Source organism: Ruegeria sp. SATB045 (assembly GCF_059613525.1).
Genome location: NZ_JBXWSR010000019.1, coordinates 209,671 through 229,229 on the forward strand (window position 1 = coordinate 209,671; position 19,559 = coordinate 229,229).

The following is a 19,559-nucleotide window of genomic DNA, read 5'->3' on the forward strand; positions in this document are numbered from 1 at the left end:
AGCCCAAAATTTGAACAGGCTTGACCCAAGCGCTTAACCCTCTTAGGTATGCGCCGGTTTACCTTGCAGGAGAGTCGCGCCATGGCCCAGAACGCCCCGTCCAAGCCCACCGCATGTCTGGCTTTGGCCGACGGAACACTGTTCTACGGGATGGGTTTCGGTGCCACAGGTCAAACCGTGGCTGAGCTGTGCTTTAACACCGCCATGACCGGGTATCAGGAGATTATGACCGACCCATCTTACGCAGGTCAGGTCGTTACCTTCACCTTCCCGCATATCGGCAATGTCGGCGTGAACCCCGAGGATGACGAAACCGGCGATCCTGTCGCCGCTGGCATGGTGGTAAAGTGGGATCCGACCGAACCATCGAACTGGCGTTCGGCGGAAGAGTTGAAGACATGGTTGGCGCGCCGTGGACGCATCGCAATCGGTGGCGTAGATACCCGCCGCCTGACCCGCGCAATCCGGCAGCAAGGCGCCCCTCATGTTGCGTTGGCGCATGATCCCGACGGCAATTTCGATATTGAAGCACTAGTCTCTGCTGCCCGTGGCTTTGCCGGGCTGGAAGGAATGGACCTGGCCAAAGATGTCACCTGCGCCCAAAGCTATCGTTGGGACGAAATGCGTTGGGCTTGGCCCGATGGCTACACACGGCAAGAAGCGCCTGCCCATAAGGTCGTGGCGCTGGATTTTGGTGCCAAGCGCAACATCCTGCGGTGTCTGGCCTCGGCCGGTTGTGACGTGACTGTTTTGCCCGCTACAGCCACTGCTGCCGAAGTACTGGCCCACAATCCTGACGGTGTGTTCCTGTCCAACGGCCCAGGCGACCCGGCAGCGACGGGCGAATATGCTGTACCAATGATCAAAGAGGTTCTGGACACCACAGATCTACCAGTTTTCGGCATATGCCTGGGTCACCAGATGCTGGCCCTCGCACTGGGCGGTGAAACGGTCAAAATGAACCACGGCCACCACGGCGCAAACCACCCGGTCAAGGATTTGGAAACCGGCAAGGTCGAGATTACCTCGATGAACCACGGCTTTGCTGTTGACGCGCAGACACTGCCAGAGGGCGTGGTTGAAACGCATCGCTCGCTGTTCGACGGCTCCAACTGTGGTATCCGCATGACCAACCGGCCTGTCTATTCGGTGCAATACCACCCCGAAGCCTCGCCTGGGCCGCAGGACAGCTTTTACCTGTTCGAGCGCTTCGCCACGGCAATGGCGGACAAAAAAGCGCAGGCATAAGCCTGCATTGAACAAGGTTAACCGGTTGTTAACCTTAATAGATGAACCCTGACAACGGTCAAACGTGTCAGGGTTTTTTCATGGTCGTACTGAACCGGCAGCATTTTGCGCGGGCAAGACCGATACCGCCAAAGGTCAGGAAACCCTTGGGCGCCTGCCTGTTGGATCGTGGGTTGATTACCCACAATCAGTTGGAAAAAGCGTTGCACCTTCAGACCCGGCAGAACGCTCCACTGGGCGAAATACTGGTTGGCGAAGGTTGGGTGGACAGGCAAGATGTCCTACATGCACTGGCGGAACAGTCCGGGCTGCAAATCGCGGATTTGGATCTTTTTCCCGCGGAAAGTGACGCGTGCCGCCTGAAACCCGTGGATTTCTGGCTACAGAACAATGTCGTCCCATGGAAACACGTTGGTCCGATCCTTTTGATAGCGACATCTCGGCCCGACCATTTTGATACGGTACGCGCTGCATTCAAAAACACAGATTACACCGTAATACCTGTCCTAGCGCCGGCCGAACACATTGACCGGGAAATCGCTCGTGTACATTCAAGCCACCTTGCACAAGCCGCAGAGGTTCGTGTCCCCGCTGAACAAAGCTGCCGTTCATGGACGCTAAACGCGCGGATGAGGCCTGTTGTCGGCGTGATCACCATTGCGTTCCTGTTCACAGTCTTCCCCGCTAGTGGATTAGCACTTCTAGTCACCTTAGCGACGCTCTCGCTAATCTTGTTCATGGTGCTTCGCGTCGCGGGATTGATAGCCTTTCTAACGAAACCTCAAAACGACCACGACATTGACGACAAACATACGTCAGTTGGCAAACGGCCGTGCGTCTCGATCCTAGTCCCTCTGTACAAGGAGCGCGAAATCGCTAACGCTCTGATCAAACGGTTGCATCGCCTGACCTATCCCAAAGCGCTGCTGGACGTCATTCTTGTGCTAGAGGAATCCGACGAGGTCACGCGTACTGCGCTTTCCAGTGTCGACCTGCCCAGTTGGATCCGGATAGTTGAAGTCCCCGCGTTGAACGGGCTGACGACAAAGCCTCGCGCCATGAACTACGCGCTGGATTTTTGCAGAGGTGAAATCCTAGGGGTTTGGGACGCCGAAGATGCACCGCAGCCCGATCAACTTGAACGCGTCGTTTCCACATTCGCGCGCATGGACGAGGACGTAGTCTGCCTTCAGGGCGTACTGGATTATTATAATCCCAGAACAAACTGGCGCTCGCGCTGTTTTACGATCGAATACAGCAGTTGGTTCCGCGTTATATTGCCAGGGATTGCCCGTATGGGTCTGGTCGTTCCGTTGGGGGGCACAACCTTTTTCTTTCGACGCGACAAGCTGGTCGAACTGGGTGGGTGGGACGCACACAACGTCACCGAGGATGCCGACCTTGGAGTAAGGCTCAGCCGCGCTGGATACCGGACCGAGATGGTCGACACCACCACGTTTGAAGAAGCGAATTTCCGCGCCTGGCCCTGGGTCAAGCAAAGGTCGCGTTGGCTCAAGGGGTTCATGGTCACTTATCTTGTGCACATGCGCGCGCCGTTGCGCCTGCTCAAAGATCTGGGTTTAAAACGGTTTCTGGGCGTGCAGGCGTTCTTTCTGGGTACAGTCGGACAGTTTCTACTGGCCCCGGTCCTGTGGTTGTTCTGGCTGACAACCCTGGGTCAGCCCGGCCCGCTGGATCAGATCCTGTCAAACAATGTCATTTTCGGTCTTATTTGTCTTTTCGTCGCCGCCGAGATCACCAATCTGGTCGTCGGAATTCTGGCTGTAGCAGCCAAGGAAAGACGTTTTCTGCTGCCCTGGGTTCCCACCATGCCCTTGTATTTTCCGCTGGGCGTTCTGGCGGCCTACAAAGCCTTGTGGGAGTTGGTCAACAATCCTTTCTTCTGGGACAAAACACAGCACGGACAGGCAGGAGAAGACGTGAAACTGCCCTGACGCTTAGGCTTCGCGCCGAACGGCATCCTGTTTCAGACGAGTCATGAAGGCGACCGAGATATGTTCTTTCAACGCGCGTGCGGCAGCCTCTTCGTCGCGTGCAGCGATAGCCTCGACGATTGCCTTGTGTTCACTTTGGGCAATCTCTCCGCGCCCGCGAACAGCCAGCGAGGTCGTTGCCATCAACGCCATAGTGCGATGCACCAGGTCCAACTGCTGCACCAGATAGCGGTTATGCGAGGCCAAATGGATCTGCTCATGAAACCGACGGTTGGCGCGCGACAGTGCGGTGGGATCATCGACCAGCGCATCATCGGCGGCGACCATATCCTGTAGTACCCGGATTTCCTCTTCGGTCGCATGCTTGGCGGCCAGGCTTGCGGCCAGCCCTTCCAACTCGCGTCGCACCACATAAAGTTCAGCCATCTGGTTATGGTCCAGCGAAGCTACGATCAGTGAACGCCCGTCCCGTTCCAATAGCGATTGCGTCTCTAGCCGCTGCAATGCCTCACGGATGGGGGTGCGCGACACGCCAAACCGTTCGGCAAGCTCGCTTTCCACCAGCCGGTCGCCAGGCTTGTAAACGCCCACATCAATCGCTTCGAGTATCAGGCTATAGGCGTCTTTGGACGGCTGTCTGGATTGTGGCATCGGGTGGTTCATCTCCTGGTTCGAACATGTCTATCCGCCTCCGGCCCTTCGGATCAAGTGCGGCATTGAAAACCAACTCGCCACGCCCTAAACCCAACCCCATGGTCAATCCCGCCTTTTCCCACGTCACCCAATGGGTGTTCGATCTGGACAATACGCTTTACCCGCCTCACATGCGCCTGTTCGATCAGATCGAGGTGCTGATGACCGACTACGTGGTGCAGGCCATCGGCGTCGACCGGGCTGAGGCGGATCGGCTGCGGTCGCACTACTGGCGCGCATACGGCACCACGCTGGCCGGGTTGATGGCCGAGCATGATCTGGACCCCGACCCTTATCTGCACGCGGTTCATCAAGTTGACCTAAGCCATATGGACCCCGACGCCGAGCTGGCTGATCACATTCGGTCCCTGCCCGGCCGCCGGATCGTCTATACCAACGGCAGCGCACCTTATGCCGAGCGCGTTTTGGCAGCGCGCGGCCTCAGCGGATTGTTCGATGCGATCTACGGGGTAGAACATGCGGGCTATCGCCCCAAACCCGAACAGGCCGCGTTCGAGGCGATTTTTGCCCAAGACGGAATCGACGCCAAGCAAGCCGCCATGTTCGAAGATGACCCACGCAATCTGGCCGCGCCGCACGCGATGGGAATGCGCACTGTCCACGTCGCGCCCGAGCCGCACAGGGCCGATCACATCCACCACCACACCGACGACCTGACGTCATTTCTGGCCCGCCTGCGATAGGCTGTCACACTGCGACCATCTGTGTATTTCGCGGGTGCAGCATCGCCCCTATATGCGCCTCAGCGACGAACAGAATCGGAGAAACCCATGAGCGCGATCGAGGCCCCTCGGCGCCTGCCCATCTGGCAGCGCCTGTTGTTTGCAATTCCCCTGTTTGGCTGGATGGCCAAGGACGTCGCCCAGAGCGACGGCGACGATTGGGGTTACACAGCCCTGGCGATCTTCAGCATGTGGGGGTGTTCCATCCTGCTTTTCGGCCTGCCGGGTCTCTACATCCCTGCCGTGATGATGGTGCCGGTGATGTTCCTGATCCTCATCCTGATTTCACGCGGGTGACATACGGGACAGGATGTCACTTGGCACGCCGCGTGGAACCGCACTAGGTTCTGCCCAAACGGAGGCCAAGCCCATGACAGATAGCTGTGACATCCTGATTTCCGGCGGCGGAATCGCCGGGTTGACCGCTGCGGCGGCATTCGGAACAGCCGGGTTCGACGTGATCTGCGTCGACCCCACCACTCCGGTGACGGAACGCGATGTGGATGGCTCCGACATGCGGACCACGGCCTTTCTGCAACCGGCGCACGGTCTTTTGGATCAATGCGGGCTTTGGGCGCGGCTGGACGAGCACGCAGCCCCGCTGCAGATCATGCGCATCGTGGACGCGGGCGGAGATTTGCCCGAACCTCGCGTCGTGCGTGATTTCAACGCCGCCGATATCTCCGACCAGCCCTTCGGGTGGAACCTGCCCAACTGGTTGCTGCGGCGCGAGATGGTGGCGCGTTTGGCCGAACTACCCAACGTGGATTTCCGTCCCGGCACTGGCACGGTCAGCCTGTTCACTCGCACCAATGAGGCGCGCGTGGGCCTGAGCGACGGCAGCCGCATCCGATGCAAGCTGGTGGTCGCCGCAGACGGGCGCAGCTCCCCCATGCGCGAGGCGGCGGGGATCGGTGTCCACACCACCCGCTATGGCCAAAAGGCGCTGGCCTTTGCCGTCACGCATCCAGTCCCGCACGAAAATGTCTCGACCGAGATCCACCGCTCGGGCGGGCCGTTCACGCTGGTCCCCCTGCCCGACTGGCAGGGTCAGCCTTCGTCAGCGATTGTGTGGATGGAGCGCGGGCCGCGCGCAGTTGAATTACTGAACTCTGATCCCGACGCGTTCGAGGCGCTGATGACCGAGCGTTCGTGCGGATTGTTCGGGCAGTTGAAACTGGCTTCGCGCCGGACGATCTGGCCGATCATCAGCCAATCGGCCGAGCGTCTGTCGGGCGAACGCATCGCCCTGATGGCCGAGGCCGCCCATGTGGTGCCACCCATCGGCGCGCAAGGATTGAACATGTCACTGGGTGATCTGCGCAGCCTGTTGGATCTCGCGACAGCCCGCCCCGAGGGGCTGGGCGACGCGCAGATGCTGGACGCCTATCACAAGTCCCGCCACGCCGAGATAGAGATGCGTGTTAAAGGCATCGATCTACTTAACCGCGCCTCGATGATCGAGGCACGACCGCTGCGTGATGCGCGGGCGATGGGGTTGAATGCGCTTTATTCCCTGCCGCCGGTGCGCAAGACGCTTATGCAGATGGGCCTGGGTGTGCGCTGATCAGCACCTAGATCACCTGATCCAGCACCCGCTTCAAACGCGCGATCGTGCCATCCACATCATAGAGCTTGTCCAGCCCGAACAAGCCCAGACGGAAAGTACTGAACCCCTCGGGCTCATCACACTGCAGGGGCACGCCCGCCGCAATCTGCATCCCCAAAGCCGCAAATTTCTTGCCGTTCTGCACTTCGGCATCGTCAGTGTAGCTGACAACAACGCCCGGCGCTCCGAACCCATCAACCGCGACCGAGACAATGCCCTTGTCCTTCAGCATCGCCCGAACACCATTTCCTAGTGCCCATTGAGCCTCGCGCAGTTTTTCAAACCCATAGTCGCGGGTCTCGACCATCGTGTCGCGGAATTCCTTCAGCGCATCGGTGGGCATGGTGGCGTGATAGGCGTGCCCGCCCGCCTCGTACGCTTGCATGATCTGCCGCCATTTCTTGAGGTCCACGGCAAAACTGTCAGAACTTGTTTCCTCCAGTCGCGCCTCGGCGCGCTCGGACAGCATGACCAGACCCGCACAGGGCGACGCGCTCCATCCTTTTTGCGGAGCCGAGATCAATACATCCACGCCCGTCGCTTTCATATCGACCCAAGCACACCCAGAAGCGATGCAATCAAGCACCATCAAAGCACCGACCTCATGCGCCGCCTCAGCCATGGCCTTCACATAATCGTCCGGCAGAATAACCCCCGCCGAGGTTTCCACATGCGGGGCAAAAACCACATCCGGGCGTTGATCACGAATGGTCGCCACAACCTCGTCTATCGGTGCAGGTGCGAAAGGGGATGGGCTGGAATTCCCGGTTTGCCGCGCCTTGAGCACGGTGGCCGAGGCCGTCAACCCTCCGGCCTCGATGATCTGGCTCCAGCGATACGAGAACCAGCCGTTACGTACGACGACCACATCGGCGTTGCGGGCAAACTGCCGTGCGACAGCCTCCATCCCATAGGTGCCGCCGCCGGGTATGACAGCCACACCATCTGCATTGTAGACGTTCCTCAGCATGTCAGAAATATCCAGCATGACCCGTTGAAACTTAGCCGACATATGGTTCAGCGAACGATCGGTGAATACCACTGAAAACTCTTCAAACCCATCTGGGTCAACTGTGTCCAAAAGCGCTGCCATGAGTGTTCCTTTCAAATAAACCAGCTGACCAACCAGTTGGGCCAGTTCGGATCAGCGGCAATGTAACCTTCAAAATTGACCCAAGGGAACCCAGTAACTTCAACAAAAAATTTACTTTTTTGGGTGGCAATAGATCAATAAATGACGCCAATTAGTGTCACCAGCTCTTTACACTCATACGTGTTTCTGACCAGATACATTCACTTTACGGAAGAAAGGTATTTCCTAACGTGACGGCGCCTAAGCGGATCAGTTTTCAAGTTGTTCGGGACGAGGTGAAGCGGAGGATAGAAACCCGCATCTGGCCGCAGGGAGCGTTGCTGCCCACCGAAACGCAGCTTGCCGAGGAATTCAACTGCGCGCGCGCGACCGTCAACCGCGCGTTGCGAGAACTGGCCGATCAAGGCTTTGTAGAGCGCAAGCGCAAAAGCGGAACGCGGGTTAAGAAAGAACCCAGCAAACATGCCAAACTGGAGTTTTCACTGGCCCGCCAAACGGTCGAAAGACAAAACTCCACTTACAGGTATTCGCTGGTAGAACGAAACGTGGTCGATAGCCCGGGTTGGCTGGCATCGCAAATGAGCGTGGCTCACGATGCACGCGTTCTGCACGTGATCTGTATGCATTACGCCGACAACCGTCCCTTTCAGCTAGAGGAACGCTGGATCAATATCGCCGCGGTACCAGAGGTCGAGTTTGCAGACCTGAATGAGCATGGCCCGCATGAATGGCTGTTGAAGGCCGCCCCGTTTACCGAGGCCGAGGTCGCCTTTTGCGCCGTCTCGGCGGATGGTCGCCTTGCCGAATTCATGGGGACCACGACCGGGGCGTCAATGATACAGCTTGAGCGTACGACATGGCGAGATGGTCAACCGATGACTTTTGCGCGCATGACGCATCATCCCGGCTATTGCATCCGTACCAAATACTGATCAGCCAATCGGACCCGGCAACCTTTCTTCGCTGAGCAGAACGTTGGCCTCGACATCCCCGGCGCCCGGCAGAGTCATAATACGGCGACGCAGCACGCGTTCGAAATCGGCAAGATCGCGCGCGACAACTCGAAGGCGATAGTCGTAAAGCCCCAGCACATGCTCGACCGTTTGCACTTCGGGGATGGCGCTGACGGCACGTTCGAAGTCTTCCAAGCTGATTTGCCCTTTCCGAGCCAGCTTTACCCCAAGAAAAACCGTAACCCCGAACCCAAGGGCTTCGGCGTTCAGGCGTAGCCGACGCCCCTTGATCACACCGGCCTGCTCCAGTCGTCTAATGCGGCGCCACGTCGCTGGCTGAGACAGGCCCAGCTTTCGCCCCAGGGCTCCGGCGCTCTGACCGGCATCCTGCACCAGTGCCCGCAGGATTTTGCGGTCAAGTTCGTCCAGTTCAATCATACCGGCAACACCAGATCACTTTTGACGCGCGCTATATGCATCAGCGCTTCAATATCCGCGATATGCGGCAGCGTCAGAATCTGTTCCCGATAGACCTGCTGGTAATGCGACATGTCCCGCGCCAGAACCGAGAGCCGTACATCAACGCGCCCCAGAAAGGTCTGTATCTCGATGACCTCTGCCACACCTCGAGCTGCCGCAGTGAATTCATCAAAGGCGCGGGATTGCGTCTTGTCCAGAGTAACCCGCAAAGACACTTCAACTGCATATCCAAGCGCGGCCCAGTCGATCACGGCCTCTTGCCCTTGAATTATCCCGGCCTCGTGCATTTTTTCCAGACGTCGCCAGCAGAGGCTGGCGCTGATCCGGCTTCGCTCGGCCAATTCCGAAGTCGCCAGACTGGGGTTCGCCTGCAAGTGACGCAGAAGACGCCGGTCAATATCGTCGAGCATGATTTTTTCCATTATCTGACTGATTACGAATAAATTCTCATCTGAGTGTGCGAATTTCAAGAAAAATGCCATCGCATTCCCCATCGCAAGCCAGTAGAACCATCCGCAATCGAAAACAGAAAGGACCGGCGACATGCGCGTCTATTACGATCGCGATTGCGACATCAACCTGATCAAAGACAAGAAAGTGGCAATCCTGGGCTATGGCTCGCAGGGCCACGCCCACGCGCTGAACCTGCGCGACTCGGGTGCGAAGAACCTTGTTGTGGCGCTGCGCGAAGGCTCGGCCTCGGCCAAGAAAGCCGAAGCCGAAGGTCTTACCGTGATGGGTATCGCCGAAGCCGCCGCCTGGTGTGACCTGATCATGTTCACCATGCCTGATGAACTGCAGGCCGAAACCTACAAGAAATACGTGCATGACAACATCAAGCCCGGCGCGGCCATCGCGTTCGCCCACGGCCTGAACGTCCACTTTGGACTGATTGAGCCGAAAGAAGGCGTCGACGTCATTATGATGGCCCCCAAAGGGCCCGGCCACACCGTGCGCGGCGAATACGTCAAAGGCGGCGGCGTGCCCTGTCTGGTAGCCGTCGACAAAGACGAAACCGGCAAGGCCCTGGAAATCGGTCTGTCCTATTGCTCGGCCATCGGCGGCGGTCGCTCGGGCATCATCGAGACCAACTTCCGCGAAGAATGCGAAACCGACCTGTTCGGTGAGCAGGCCGTTCTGTGCGGTGGTCTGGTCGAACTGATCCGCTGCGGCTTTGAAACTCTGGTCGAAGCCGGTTACGCGCCCGAGATGGCCTATTTCGAGTGTCTGCACGAAGTGAAGTTGATCGTGGACCTGATCTATGAAGGCGGCATCGCGAACATGGATTACTCGATCTCGAACACGGCTGAGTACGGCCAGTACGTCACCGGCCCGCGCATCCTGAAATACGACGAGACCAAAGCGCGTATGAAAGAAGTTCTGAACGACATCCAACAGGGTAAATTCGTTCGCGACTTCATGCTGGAAAACGCAGTTGGCCAGCCAACCATCAAAGCGTCGCGCCGCGCCAATGACGAGCACATGATCGAGGAAACCGGTGCCAAACTGCGCGCTATGATGCCCTGGATCTCGGCCGGCAAAATGGTCGACAAAGAAAAGAACTGATCCCCACGGGATCACGCGAAAGGGCGGCCTTCGGGTCGCCTTTTTTGTCCCAATCGGAGGCCGCGCATGGTCGATCAACCCACATCCCGCGACTGGAGCGGCGTCATCGCACTTGGCCTGATATGGGGTGGCACCTTCATGGTCGTGTCTATGGCGTTGGAAGGGTACGGCCCCGTCACGGTTGCAACCGCGCGAACCACTTTGGGGGCAGTCACTTTGTTGGCAATGATGGCTTTGACCGGTCGAAAACTGCCTGCGGGCGATGCCAAGCTGTGGTTCTTTATTGCGATCATCGGCCTGTTATCGACCGCGTTGCCCTTTCTGCTGCTGAGTTGGGGGCAGCAATATGTACCTTCGGCCTTTGCAGGGCTGTCGATGGCAGCGATCCCGCTAATGGTATTGCCACTGGCGCATTTCTTCTCGGACGAGCCGTTAAATCTGCGCAGATTTCTGGGCGTATCGCTGGGTTTTTCCGGGGCTTTGGTGCTGATCGGCCCAGGTCTGGCGCAGATCGGACAAGGGGCTGAACCACTGGCGCAACTGGCCTGTATCGGGGCAGCACTCTGCTATTCCTGCGCGTCGATCTTCACCCGACGTTGTCCACCGATTGATCCGGTCGCGTTGGCGGCGTTGTCGCTGATGGTCGGGGCGGTTTTATTGTTGCCCGTCATGCTACTGACCGAGGGCGTCCCGCAATGGCAGGGCACGCGCCCTGGCCTGGCAATCATCGCGCTTGGTCTGCTACCCACCGCCTTCGCCACCCTTTTACGCGTGTCCATCATCCGCAGCGCGGGGTCAGTGTTCCTGACGCTGGTCAACTATCAGGTGCCCATTTGGTCGATGGTCTTTGGTGCGTGGATTCTGTCCGAGGCGTTGCCACTGAGATTCTTCATAGCGCTGGCCATGATCCTCACCGGGTTGGCCATCAGCCAATGGTTCAGCCTGCGCCGGATGCTGATCGGGCGTTAACCAGCCACAGCCTCGACCTCGGCCACGATGACGTCGACGACCTGCGCCAGCAGCGCGTCATCCTCGCACTCGGCCATCACACGGATCAAGGGTTCCGTCCCCGATTTCCGGATCAGCAAACGGCCCTGCCCGTTGAGCCGCGCCTCGGCATCAGCAATGGCAGCCTGCACGCTGGCTACTTCCAGCGGAGTTTGACCTTCACCATAGCGCACATTCTTCAGCAGCTGCGGAACCGATTCGAACTGTACGGCCAATTCCGAAGCTTTACGGCCGGAATGCACCATCTCGGCCAGGAAATGCAGCCCGGCCATCAGCCCGTCGCCCGTGGTGGCATAGTCGCTCATGACGATGTGGCCCGATTGTTCTCCGCCCAAGTTGAAGCCGCCTTCACGCATCCTCTCAACAACATAGCGGTCGCCGACCGCCGTCCGTTCAAGGCGCAGACCCAAAGCGGTCAAGTGACGTTCCAGCCCCAGATTGGACATAACCGTCGCAACCAGCGCTCCGCCCTGCAAGCGTCCCGCCTTTGACCAACTGCCAGCAAGCAGCGCCATCAACTGGTCGCCGTCGGCCACCTTGCCATGTTCGTCGACCATCACCACACGGTCCGCATCGCCGTCCAGACAAATGCCAACATCCGCGCCATGGGCCACCACAGTCTCGGCCGCCAACTGGGGTTTGGTCGAGCCGCAATTCAGGTTGATGTTCTTTCCGTTTGGCGCAATCCCGACAGGGATGACGTCCGCCCCCAATTCCCACAACACTTCCGGGGCTGTTCGGTGTGCCGCACCATTGGCGCAATCGACCACCACTTTGAGGCCGTCCAGCCGCAGATCGCGGGACAGAGAGGACTTTACTCGCTCGCCATATCGAAAGCGGGCATCATCAACGCGTCGCGCACGGCCAATGTTCTGGGCTTGAGCGGGTTTGACACCTTCTTCAATCAGACGCTCGATCTCAATCTCGGCCTGATCCGATAGCTTGAACCCATCGGGGCCAAAAAACTTGATCCCGTTGTCTTCGGCCGGGTTGTGGCTGGCCGAGATCATCACGCCCAGATCCGCCCGCATCGACCGGGTCATCAACCCGACCGCAGGGGTCGGAACCGGCCCCAGTAGCAAAACGTTCATACCGGTCGAAGTCAGCCCCGCCGTTAGCGCGTTTTCCAGCATATAGCCTGACAGACGCGTGTCCTTGCCGATCACGACGCGATGTGCGCCAGACTGGTCACGACGGAAATACCGACCTACGGCTGCGCCAATGCGCAGGGCCATTTCGGCCGTGATCGGATGAGTATTGGCAGTGCCCCGCACCCCATCGGTTCCGAACAGCTTGCGCATTGATATGTCTCCGTCGTTTCTTGCCTGCGACCGGATTACCGGACGGCAGCCCACAGACGCAAGGCCTGAGCGGTCTCAGCCACGTCGTGAACCCGCAGGATCTGCACCCCTTGTGCCAGACCGGCCAACCCGACTGCAATCGAACCCGGCGCACGGGCGTCCTTGCGCGTCTCTTTGCCGATCTGTCCGATGAACCCCTTGCGCGATACGCCCAGTAGTATCGGACAGCCCAACCCGTGAAACAGGCTGAGATTGCGCAGCAGCGTCAGGTTATGGGCCTCAGTCTTACCAAAACCAATGCCGGGATCGACGATGATTTGGTCTCGACGCAGCCCGAGGACTTCGAGGTTCTGTACCTGCTGGCCCAAAAAATCATACACGTCCAGCAGCACGTCATCATAGCGTGGTTCATCCTGCATCGTGGCGGGATCGCCCTGCATATGCATGACACAGACCGGCGCGCCAACCCGCGCACAAAACGGGGCCAGATCTGGATCGAAGGTAAAGCCCGAGACATCGTTGATCAGCCCCGCGCCTGCCCGCCACGCCGCTTTGGCAACGCTCGCTTTGCGCGTGTCTATCGAGATCAGTGCCTGCGTTTGTTCTCGGATCGCTTGGATCAGAGGCTCCGTCCGGGCGATCTCTTCATCTTCCGGGACGAAAGCAGCCCCGGGCCGGGTAGATTCGCCACCAATATCCAGGATCGTCGCATCCTGCGCGACCATCTGTTCGGCCGCACGGCGTGCAGACTGGACTGAGTTATGCATCCCACCGTCCGAGAAACTGTCCGGAGTGGCATTGAGGATACCCATGATCTGAGCCCGATTCATGTCCAACCCCGCTATCGGCGCGCGAGGATGGGACAGAGGTTCCAGGATATCGTCGGGCATGTCCTGTGCCGCGACAATGGAAGAGCATTCCGAGCGACTCAGCCGTTCCGCATGGGTAAACCAAAGCGCTTGCCCCGCCAAAGACACGGCGCCATCGGGACGCCGCGCGCCGTTCTGGACCAGCGGACGGTAATAGGTCGTCACAGTTGCGCCTGCTCCACAGAGATTGCTCGCAGTGGTGTTTCAGGATCGCCCGGCAACGCACCACCGATGACCAACATCTCACTGGCTTCGAACGTCGCTGCAAACCAAGCCGCCAGCGCCACGGCGTCCGATGGCGCAGCCGAAGGGCCGTCAACCGCATCCAGAACAATCTTGGACGGCGCCCAGACGCAAATCTGCCCGTTTTTCATTGCCCAATCCAATTCCGTCCGCGTCGAGACGACGACGCAGCGGTGATCCCGTGCAGCCAGAACCCAGGCGTTTTGCTCGATCGCCAGCAAGTCAATCCGGCGTTGAGTCATCGCATGTCCCGTTTGCGGAACAGCCATGTCAGCTGCACCCACACACAGGATCAGCGGGCGCTGACGATTTTCCAACTGATCGATCCATCCAGTCAGGTTGCCCGACGCAATCGCCTCATTCGATAGAAAGACCAGACGGGGATGCGGGCGTTCTTCTTCGACCACATCATGGTGCACTGCGTCCTTGCCGCGCACAATCTCGACCCCCAAAGCACCGGGACCCCGATCCAGTTTTTCGATGCGAACAAAAGCCCTTACAGCCTGTGGCTCTAGCAAAATACGTTCTGCCACCCGGTCGGCCAGTGTTTCCAGAAGGTTCAACCTTTCAGCAGCCAGTTCAAAGGCGATCGCCTCGGTCACACGATCGTAAGACAAGATGCGGTCAACATCATCGTCAATCGGGTCTGTCAGTGGCCGCACCTCAACCACAATGTTAAAACAAACCCGCTGCGTTGTGCCGCGTTCAGCCTGAAAGGCACCGATCTCGACCTCGACAATATGATCCCGCAACGAAATGCGATCCAAGGGACCTCGGGTCGCGGTAGCCTCGGAACGCTCCGAAGGATGCGCGAAGGCAAGGCGGATTTCAGAACTCATAGGTCGGACCTTTTCGGGCTTTGGGACTGATCTGCCCAAATTAGACGTTGCGGGCGCGTATAGCACCGCAACAAACGCCTTTCCAGCCATCGAATGCGTCGTCAGGTCACGCGGAACCAACTCATCATACCCGACGCGGCATGACCCAGCATGTGACAATGCAACAGCCAGCTGCCCGGATTGTCTGCAACCAGAACAACCTGGCGCGATTGCCCGCGCCCCAAAAGAACCGTATCGCGCCACGGACCTAGGCTGCCATCCGACAGAACGATGCGAAAGTGATGACCGTGCATGTGCATAGCATGAGGAAAGGCTGTTTCGTTGGCAAATTCAATCCGATGCGTTTCGCCCAATCGCGCGTCCAAAAACGGATCCTTTGGGCGCTCGGCATACCCGTTCAGTGCCCAGAAACGACCCAGCTGCGCCAGTTCTTGCCCTGACAACTCGGTCTCGCCCAGTTTGGCTGAACTTAACCAACGCATCGCGCCGCCTTGCATCGACATCCTATGCAAAGGCGTATCCTCGACAGAGATTTCAGGCAGCGGATTGGGTGGTAGCGCCGCGATACCGGTTCGCACCGTCCGGCCTGGGCCAGATACATCAAAACGCACAAGGCCAAAGCCCCCGTCCCGCTCAAAACTCACAAGGCTGGCGGTCTCGGACGCGGAGGCACGCACGTCCACGATCATGTCCGCCCGTTGCGCCGGACCCAGTGGGAAACGATCGGTTATCTCCAGCGGAGTTTCCAGCGGCATCCCGTCTAGCGCCACGATCCAACCGGTCAGCCCATCTATGCCCAGATTAAATATTCGGGCGTTGGATGCATTGATCAGGCGCAGGCGCAGACGCTCGGAAGCTCTGACTTTATACGAAGGGTCGAACTGACCGTTGACCGTAACGATATTGCCCAATCGTCCGGCATGGCTGAGATCATGCCCGTTGTCGAAATCATTGGTGATCTGGGCTGTTTCAGCGTCCAGCCGCCAGTCATCCAACATCAGCGTCAGATCACGATCCACGTCGGGTTTATCGGATTCCTCGATGATCAGCGGGCCATAAAGTCCACGCGCCACCTGCTCGATTGTGCGGTTATGGGAATGATACCAATACGTCCCGGCGTCAGGCACGGCGAAATCGTAGTCGAACGTGGATCCGGGCTCGATGACGTCCTGCGTCAGGCCCGGCACACCATCCATCGAATTTTCAATCCGGATGCCGTGCCAGTGTACCGACGTGGCCTGAGGCAGAGCATTCGAAAGCTGGCGCTGCACACGCCCACCCTGCGGCACACGGATTTCTGTACCCGGTACAGTCCCGCCAAAGCTCCAAACCGGTGTTTCAGGATACTCAGCCGGTGCGATCTGCTGCACCACCTCTCGCGCCACCAGCTCGGGATAAGCGGCCAGACCCACTTTGGGAAACACAGATAGCGCGGCAGACGCGCTCAGGAATTGTCGACGATTTAACAGCATTGCGGGCCTCCTGGCGCGCAACATAGAGCAAAAAACGCCCCGCGCCATTCAGCTTCCAGCGCGGGTGCGTCAGTTAGTTACTCGCCGTGCGATGTTTGTGCCGGTAGAAAATGTGCACGCCGATCCGTGCGGTTTCCGTATAGACACGCGCCCAAGAGGGCCGAACGGCTGTTGTGTGGTAGTGAGTGGCACCTTCGGTCAACGCAGGCACGTCACCGTCGATGGCCGCACGTGCGACTTTCGAAACACGTTCATAGGCTCTTTTCTCGCGGATTACTTCCTTGCGGCCATCACAGGTATAGGTGAACTGGCACTGGTATTTCTTACCTGTCCCCTGCTTGATCACTCCGCACAGCGTATCGGGAAAACGTCCGCTGTCGACTCGGTTCAGGATGACCTCGGCCACGGCAAACTGTCCGCGCACACTTTCGCCACGCGCCTCGAAGTACAGTGCTTCGGCCAGGCACTTGAAGTGTTCGTCCCCAGTGGCCTTGGGCTGTTGGTCCAGCCAGTTCTTTGAGTAGGATATTTTTTGTGGTTCAGCCGCCTTTCGGGGCTTGAACAAATTCAGGTATTCGCGGAAGTTTTGACCGGGCAATTCAGTCCGGGCCACAAGTTCACGCTTTGCAGTATCGGTGGCTTCCCTCTCAGCGACGGAAACACTTGGCAGCACGGTTGCTGCCATCGTGGCAACAGCCATTATGTAACGTAGCATTCAGATAACCTCGCATAGGCACATGATGCGCCAAACCCTCCCCCGGCGGGCGCGACGAGGCTCATACCGAATTGAATCGGAAACGTCCAGTTTTGTCGAAAAAAGCAAGTGGAAAATCGCCGTTACGTCAAAAATAACCCACGGCGAAGCTTGTTGTTTCCTACTATTCTTAGGGTTTCAGAAGGCTGTCAACCCCCAAGTCTGGACGAAATCGCCAGTTGAGCGGCAGCCAGCCGAGCCACAGGCACCCTGAAGGGAGAACATGAGACATAGTCGAATCCCAGATCTCGACAAACGGCGATTGATTCGGGGTTTCCACCGTGTTCACCGCACACAGACAAGGTCACGTTAGGTTGCGATTGCCGCCCCCTATCGGCCCCGAGCTTGAGCAGTTCCCCAACACCGTCCGCATCCAATACATGGAACGGATCTTCGGCAAAGACACCTTGCCGGACATAGGCTGACATAAACCGCCCTGCGTCATCCCGCGACAGCCCGTAGGTCATCTGGGTCAGATCGTTGGTTCCGAAACTTAGAAACGAGGTCTGTGGCGCGATCTCATCTGCGCGCAGGCAGGCGCGCGGTGTTTCGACCATCACACCCAACCTGTATTCGAATTCCTGCCCGCGCTCGGCCGCAACCGAAGCCGCAACAGAGTCGATCCGCGATTTGACCAGCTCAACTTCGCGTTTCGCGGAAACCAGCGGGATCATCACCTCGGGCACGACAGGTTCGCCATTTTTGCTGGCTTCGATCGTCGCCTCAAAGATCGCGCGGGCCTGCATGTCATAAATCTCGGGCACAGTGACACCCAAGCGGACACCGCGCAGCCCCAACATGGGGTTGTATTCCGTCATCGCCGCCACGCGACGTTCAACATCCGAGACCGGGAGGTCCAGCGCTTCGGCCAATTCGCGTTGACCGCCGCGTGTGGTGGGCAGGAATTCATGCAAAGGCGGGTCGAACAGGCGGATACAGACGGGCTGCCCTTCCATAATCCGGAACAGTTCGACAAAATCCTCGCGCTGCATCGGCAATAGACGTTCCAGAACCGCCTCGCGACCCGATGAGGTTTGCGCAAAGATCATCTCGCGCATGACAATCAGGCGGCCGGGATCAAAGAACATATGCTCGGTCCGGCACAGCCCAATGCCCTGCGCCAAAAAGTTCCGCGCCGTCTGCGCGTCGGCAGGCGTATCGGCGTTCGCGCGAATGGCAATGTCGCGCTCAGCGTCGGCCCAGGCCATAAGTGTCTGAAAACAATCATCCAACGCCGCTTCCAGCATCGCAGGTTTCCCAGCAAGGACTTGCCCTGAACTGCCATCGATAGTCAGTGTGTCTCCGGTTTTAAACACACGTCCGTCAGGTGCAGTCAACATCCGTTTCTTGGTTTGAAAACGCATCTCGGACGCACCGACAATACAAGGCAGACCGAGACCCCGACCAATAACGGCCGCGTGACTGGTCATCCCGCCTTTTTCAGTCAGAACCGCGACGGCCGCGTGCATCCCGCGCACATCCTCGGGCGCGGTTTCACGTCGCACCAGGATACACGGCTCTCCACGAGCAGCGCTGGCCTGCGCTTCGGCGGCGGTAAACACCATTTTGCCAGTCGCGGCACCGGGGCTGGCGGCGATTCCGGTCGTCAGAACATCTCGCTTCGCCTCGGGGTGGACCTGACGGTGCAGTAATTCGTTCAGCGAATGCGGATCAACCCGCATCACCGCCTCTTGCGGTGGAATGATACCGTCTTCGGCCAGTCGCACTGCAATCCGCATCGCGGCCCGCGCGCTGCGTTGCACGCGAACACCGTCCAAAATGTGGACATGGCCGTTTTCGATCACGAATTCGACCTGCATTTCCTCGCGCAGCTTGATCCGCATCAGCGCGGCATGCGCCTTGAGTTCCGCAAAGGCTTCGGGCGCCACCTCTTCGAGCGACTTACCGCGCGGATCCTTTTCCAGATAGAGCGCAGCAACACCCTCGCCCAACGCATCACGGCCCTGGCTCTGGCTCAGGTATCGCCCGGTCAACTGAGGCATCCCAGTCGTAGGTTCCACCAATTGCAAAACACCCGAGCCGCACTCACCCTGACCGACACCCGGGATCATCTCCTGAATGACGAGGCCCAATCCGGCATCCACAGGCGCACCTTTAGCCTGTCGCAGAAGGCGTGCCGAAGTCCCATCCCATGCTCGTGCCATCGACCGTAAAACGGCGACAAGTTGCTCGCCGCGATCCTGCGGAAAGGTTTCGTCCGTTTCATCTTCGTAGGCACGCAGCGATTGTTGCAGACCTTCGCGCCCATCGGCGTCGATATCATCGAACACGTCTGCATCCAACCGCGCGACGTGAACCGCGTAGCTTTGCACGAAACGCAGATACAGGGCGGCCGCAGCCTCGACGCCCATCGAATCCGACAGGTCCACATATCGCGCATCATTCATTCCGATATTCAGGATCGCACCTGGACCGCCCCAATCAGGGTCCTCGGAGCTGGGTCGCACGCACAACAGTGTCGATTGGTCGAACTGCTCAAGAATAGCGTCGATATCAGGGACCTGTCCCTTGGCGATTGCCTGAACAGCATCAAAGGATAACGCCACTGTGCGCGGCACCGGTAATTCCAGACGGACAAGCCGTTGTAGACATTTCGCGCGGCCACCATGCGACGCCGTGGTGACAGGCGCGGTGGATGTGATCAGCGTGGTATGCGGGTTATTCTGCACTGCGGCACCTTTTGGTTTGACCGCAGCATAAGCCCCTGCACCA

18 protein-coding genes are annotated in these 19,559 nt (G+C 58.7%); 8 read left to right on the plus strand and 10 right to left on the minus strand.

Annotated features, from left to right (window positions below):
• The first annotated feature begins 81 nt into the window (after window positions 1-81).
• Together carA and AC2FNR_RS06480 are read left to right on the plus strand one after the other, a co-directional pair.
• On the plus strand, window positions 82-1,248 hold the full coding sequence (carA, locus tag AC2FNR_RS06475; RefSeq protein ID WP_170352818.1) for a glutamine-hydrolyzing carbamoyl-phosphate synthase small subunit: 1,167 nt from the start codon (window positions 82-84) through the stop codon (window positions 1,246-1,248).
• A gap of 80 nt (window positions 1,249-1,328) precedes the next feature.
• Window positions 1,329-3,203: a glycosyltransferase gene (locus AC2FNR_RS06480; RefSeq protein WP_496848455.1), complete on the plus strand. Its 1,875-nt coding sequence runs from the start codon at window positions 1,329-1,331 to the stop codon at window positions 3,201-3,203.
• Between the two features lie 3 nt (window positions 3,204-3,206).
• On the opposite strand, the gene AC2FNR_RS06485 is transcribed toward AC2FNR_RS06480, so the two are convergent.
• Window positions 3,207-3,854: a GntR family transcriptional regulator gene (locus AC2FNR_RS06485; protein WP_170352816.1), complete on the minus strand. Its 648-nt coding sequence runs from the start codon at window positions 3,852-3,854 to the stop codon at window positions 3,207-3,209.
• A 101-nt stretch (window positions 3,855-3,955) separates the two neighbouring features.
• On the opposite strand from AC2FNR_RS06485, the gene AC2FNR_RS06490 reads away from it, so the two are divergent.
• From AC2FNR_RS06490 to AC2FNR_RS06500, 3 genes are all read left to right on the plus strand, one after another.
• Complete coding sequence (locus AC2FNR_RS06490; RefSeq protein ID WP_496848566.1) at window positions 3,956-4,600, plus strand: pyrimidine 5'-nucleotidase; 645 nt, start codon at window positions 3,956-3,958, stop codon at window positions 4,598-4,600.
• An 87-nt stretch (window positions 4,601-4,687) separates the two neighbouring features.
• Window positions 4,688-4,936, plus strand: a complete 249-nt coding sequence (locus AC2FNR_RS06495; RefSeq protein WP_170352814.1) for a hypothetical protein — start codon at window positions 4,688-4,690, stop codon at window positions 4,934-4,936.
• Window positions 4,937-5,009: 73 nt separating this feature from the next.
• Entirely contained in the window at window positions 5,010-6,206 is a 1,197-nt protein-coding gene (locus AC2FNR_RS06500; RefSeq protein WP_496848456.1) for a UbiH/UbiF family hydroxylase, read from the plus strand.
• 7 nt (window positions 6,207-6,213) lie between these two features.
• On the opposite strand, the gene AC2FNR_RS06505 is transcribed toward AC2FNR_RS06500, so the two are convergent.
• Window positions 6,214-7,341, minus strand: a complete 1,128-nt coding sequence (locus AC2FNR_RS06505) for an aminotransferase class V-fold PLP-dependent enzyme (RefSeq protein ID WP_496848457.1) — start codon at window positions 7,339-7,341, stop codon at window positions 6,214-6,216.
• A gap of 230 nt (window positions 7,342-7,571) precedes the next feature.
• Between AC2FNR_RS06505 and hutC the strand changes: the two genes are divergently transcribed.
• Window positions 7,572-8,273, plus strand: a complete 702-nt coding sequence (gene hutC, locus AC2FNR_RS06510; RefSeq protein ID WP_170352811.1) for a histidine utilization transcriptional repressor HutC — start codon at window positions 7,572-7,574, stop codon at window positions 8,271-8,273.
• Here the strand turns inward: hutC and AC2FNR_RS06515 are convergent, their stop codons facing one another.
• Complete coding sequence (locus AC2FNR_RS06515; protein ID WP_170352810.1) at window positions 8,274-8,732, minus strand: Lrp/AsnC family transcriptional regulator; 459 nt, start codon at window positions 8,730-8,732, stop codon at window positions 8,274-8,276.
• Window positions 8,729-9,184 (minus strand): Lrp/AsnC family transcriptional regulator, encoded by a 456-nt coding sequence (locus AC2FNR_RS06520; RefSeq protein ID WP_496848458.1) that lies wholly within the window; start codon window positions 9,182-9,184, stop codon window positions 8,729-8,731. Before AC2FNR_RS06520 ends, AC2FNR_RS06515 begins: the two co-directional genes overlap by 4 nt.
• A 133-nt stretch (window positions 9,185-9,317) precedes the next feature.
• Here AC2FNR_RS06520 and ilvC point away from each other — a divergent pair, with 133 nt between their 5' ends.
• Window positions 9,318-10,340: a ketol-acid reductoisomerase gene (ilvC, locus tag AC2FNR_RS06525; protein ID WP_170352808.1), complete on the plus strand. Its 1,023-nt coding sequence runs from the start codon at window positions 9,318-9,320 to the stop codon at window positions 10,338-10,340.
• Between the two features lie 66 nt (window positions 10,341-10,406).
• On the plus strand, window positions 10,407-11,309 hold the full coding sequence (locus AC2FNR_RS06530) for a DMT family transporter (RefSeq protein ID WP_496848459.1): 903 nt from the start codon (window positions 10,407-10,409) through the stop codon (window positions 11,307-11,309).
• Here the strand turns inward: AC2FNR_RS06530 and glmM are convergent.
• The 6 genes from glmM to AC2FNR_RS06560 all read right to left on the minus strand — a co-directional run bounded on the left by glmM (window position 11,306) and on the right by AC2FNR_RS06560 (window position 19,516).
• Window positions 11,306-12,649: a phosphoglucosamine mutase gene (gene glmM, locus AC2FNR_RS06535; RefSeq protein ID WP_496848460.1), complete on the minus strand. Its 1,344-nt coding sequence runs from the start codon at window positions 12,647-12,649 to the stop codon at window positions 11,306-11,308. The two genes, AC2FNR_RS06530 and glmM, sit on opposite strands and share 4 nt — an antisense overlap.
• 35 nt (window positions 12,650-12,684) lie before the next feature.
• Complete coding sequence (gene folP / locus AC2FNR_RS06540; protein WP_496848461.1) at window positions 12,685-13,683, minus strand: dihydropteroate synthase; 999 nt, start codon at window positions 13,681-13,683, stop codon at window positions 12,685-12,687.
• Complete coding sequence (locus AC2FNR_RS06545) at window positions 13,680-14,600, minus strand: dihydroneopterin aldolase (RefSeq protein WP_170750649.1); 921 nt, start codon at window positions 14,598-14,600, stop codon at window positions 13,680-13,682. Before AC2FNR_RS06545 ends, folP begins: the two co-directional genes overlap by 4 nt.
• A gap of 101 nt (window positions 14,601-14,701) precedes the next feature.
• Entirely contained in the window at window positions 14,702-16,072 is a 1,371-nt protein-coding gene (locus AC2FNR_RS06550; protein ID WP_496848462.1) for a multicopper oxidase family protein, read from the minus strand.
• Window positions 16,073-16,145: 73 nt separating this feature from the next.
• Window positions 16,146-16,787, minus strand: a complete 642-nt coding sequence (locus tag AC2FNR_RS06555; RefSeq protein ID WP_170352802.1) for a cell wall hydrolase — start codon at window positions 16,785-16,787, stop codon at window positions 16,146-16,148.
• A 188-nt stretch (window positions 16,788-16,975) separates the two neighbouring features.
• Complete coding sequence (locus AC2FNR_RS06560) at window positions 16,976-19,516, minus strand: putative PEP-binding protein (RefSeq protein WP_496848463.1); 2,541 nt, start codon at window positions 19,514-19,516, stop codon at window positions 16,976-16,978.
• Window positions 19,517-19,559 lie beyond the last annotated feature (43 nt).

Excerpts from the sequence above, each read along its gene's own strand:
- AC2FNR_RS06495 (WP_170352814.1), top strand. The coding sequence starts at position 4,688 with ATGAGCGCGATCGAGGCCCCTCGGCGCCTGCCCATCTGGCAGCGCCTG.
- carA (WP_170352818.1), top strand. The coding sequence starts at position 82 with ATGGCCCAGAACGCCCCGTCCAAGCCCACCGCATGTCTGGCTTTGGCC.
- AC2FNR_RS06545 (WP_170750649.1), bottom strand. The coding sequence starts at position 14,600 with ATGAGTTCTGAAATCCGCCTTGCCTTCGCGCATCCTTCGGAGCGTTCC.
- AC2FNR_RS06530 (WP_496848459.1), top strand. The coding sequence starts at position 10,407 with ATGGTCGATCAACCCACATCCCGCGACTGGAGCGGCGTCATCGCACTT.
- AC2FNR_RS06485 (WP_170352816.1), bottom strand. The coding sequence starts at position 3,854 with ATGCCACAATCCAGACAGCCGTCCAAAGACGCCTATAGCCTGATACTC.
- AC2FNR_RS06505 (WP_496848457.1), bottom strand. The coding sequence starts at position 7,341 with ATGGCAGCGCTTTTGGACACAGTTGACCCAGATGGGTTTGAAGAGTTT.
- AC2FNR_RS06515 (WP_170352810.1), bottom strand. The coding sequence starts at position 8,732 with ATGATTGAACTGGACGAACTTGACCGCAAAATCCTGCGGGCACTGGTG.
- AC2FNR_RS06490 (WP_496848566.1), top strand. The coding sequence starts at position 3,956 with ATGGTCAATCCCGCCTTTTCCCACGTCACCCAATGGGTGTTCGATCTG.
- AC2FNR_RS06550 (WP_496848462.1), bottom strand. The coding sequence starts at position 16,072 with ATGCTGTTAAATCGTCGACAATTCCTGAGCGCGTCTGCCGCGCTATCT.
- AC2FNR_RS06500 (WP_496848456.1), top strand. The coding sequence starts at position 5,010 with ATGACAGATAGCTGTGACATCCTGATTTCCGGCGGCGGAATCGCCGGG.
- AC2FNR_RS06520 (WP_496848458.1), bottom strand. The coding sequence starts at position 9,184 with ATGCTCGACGATATTGACCGGCGTCTTCTGCGTCACTTGCAGGCGAAC.
- glmM (WP_496848460.1), bottom strand. The coding sequence starts at position 12,649 with ATGCGCAAGCTGTTCGGAACCGATGGGGTGCGGGGCACTGCCAATACT.
- AC2FNR_RS06480 (WP_496848455.1), top strand. The coding sequence starts at position 1,329 with ATGGTCGTACTGAACCGGCAGCATTTTGCGCGGGCAAGACCGATACCG.
- ilvC (WP_170352808.1), top strand. The coding sequence starts at position 9,318 with ATGCGCGTCTATTACGATCGCGATTGCGACATCAACCTGATCAAAGAC.
- AC2FNR_RS06555 (WP_170352802.1), bottom strand. The coding sequence starts at position 16,787 with ATGCTACGTTACATAATGGCTGTTGCCACGATGGCAGCAACCGTGCTG.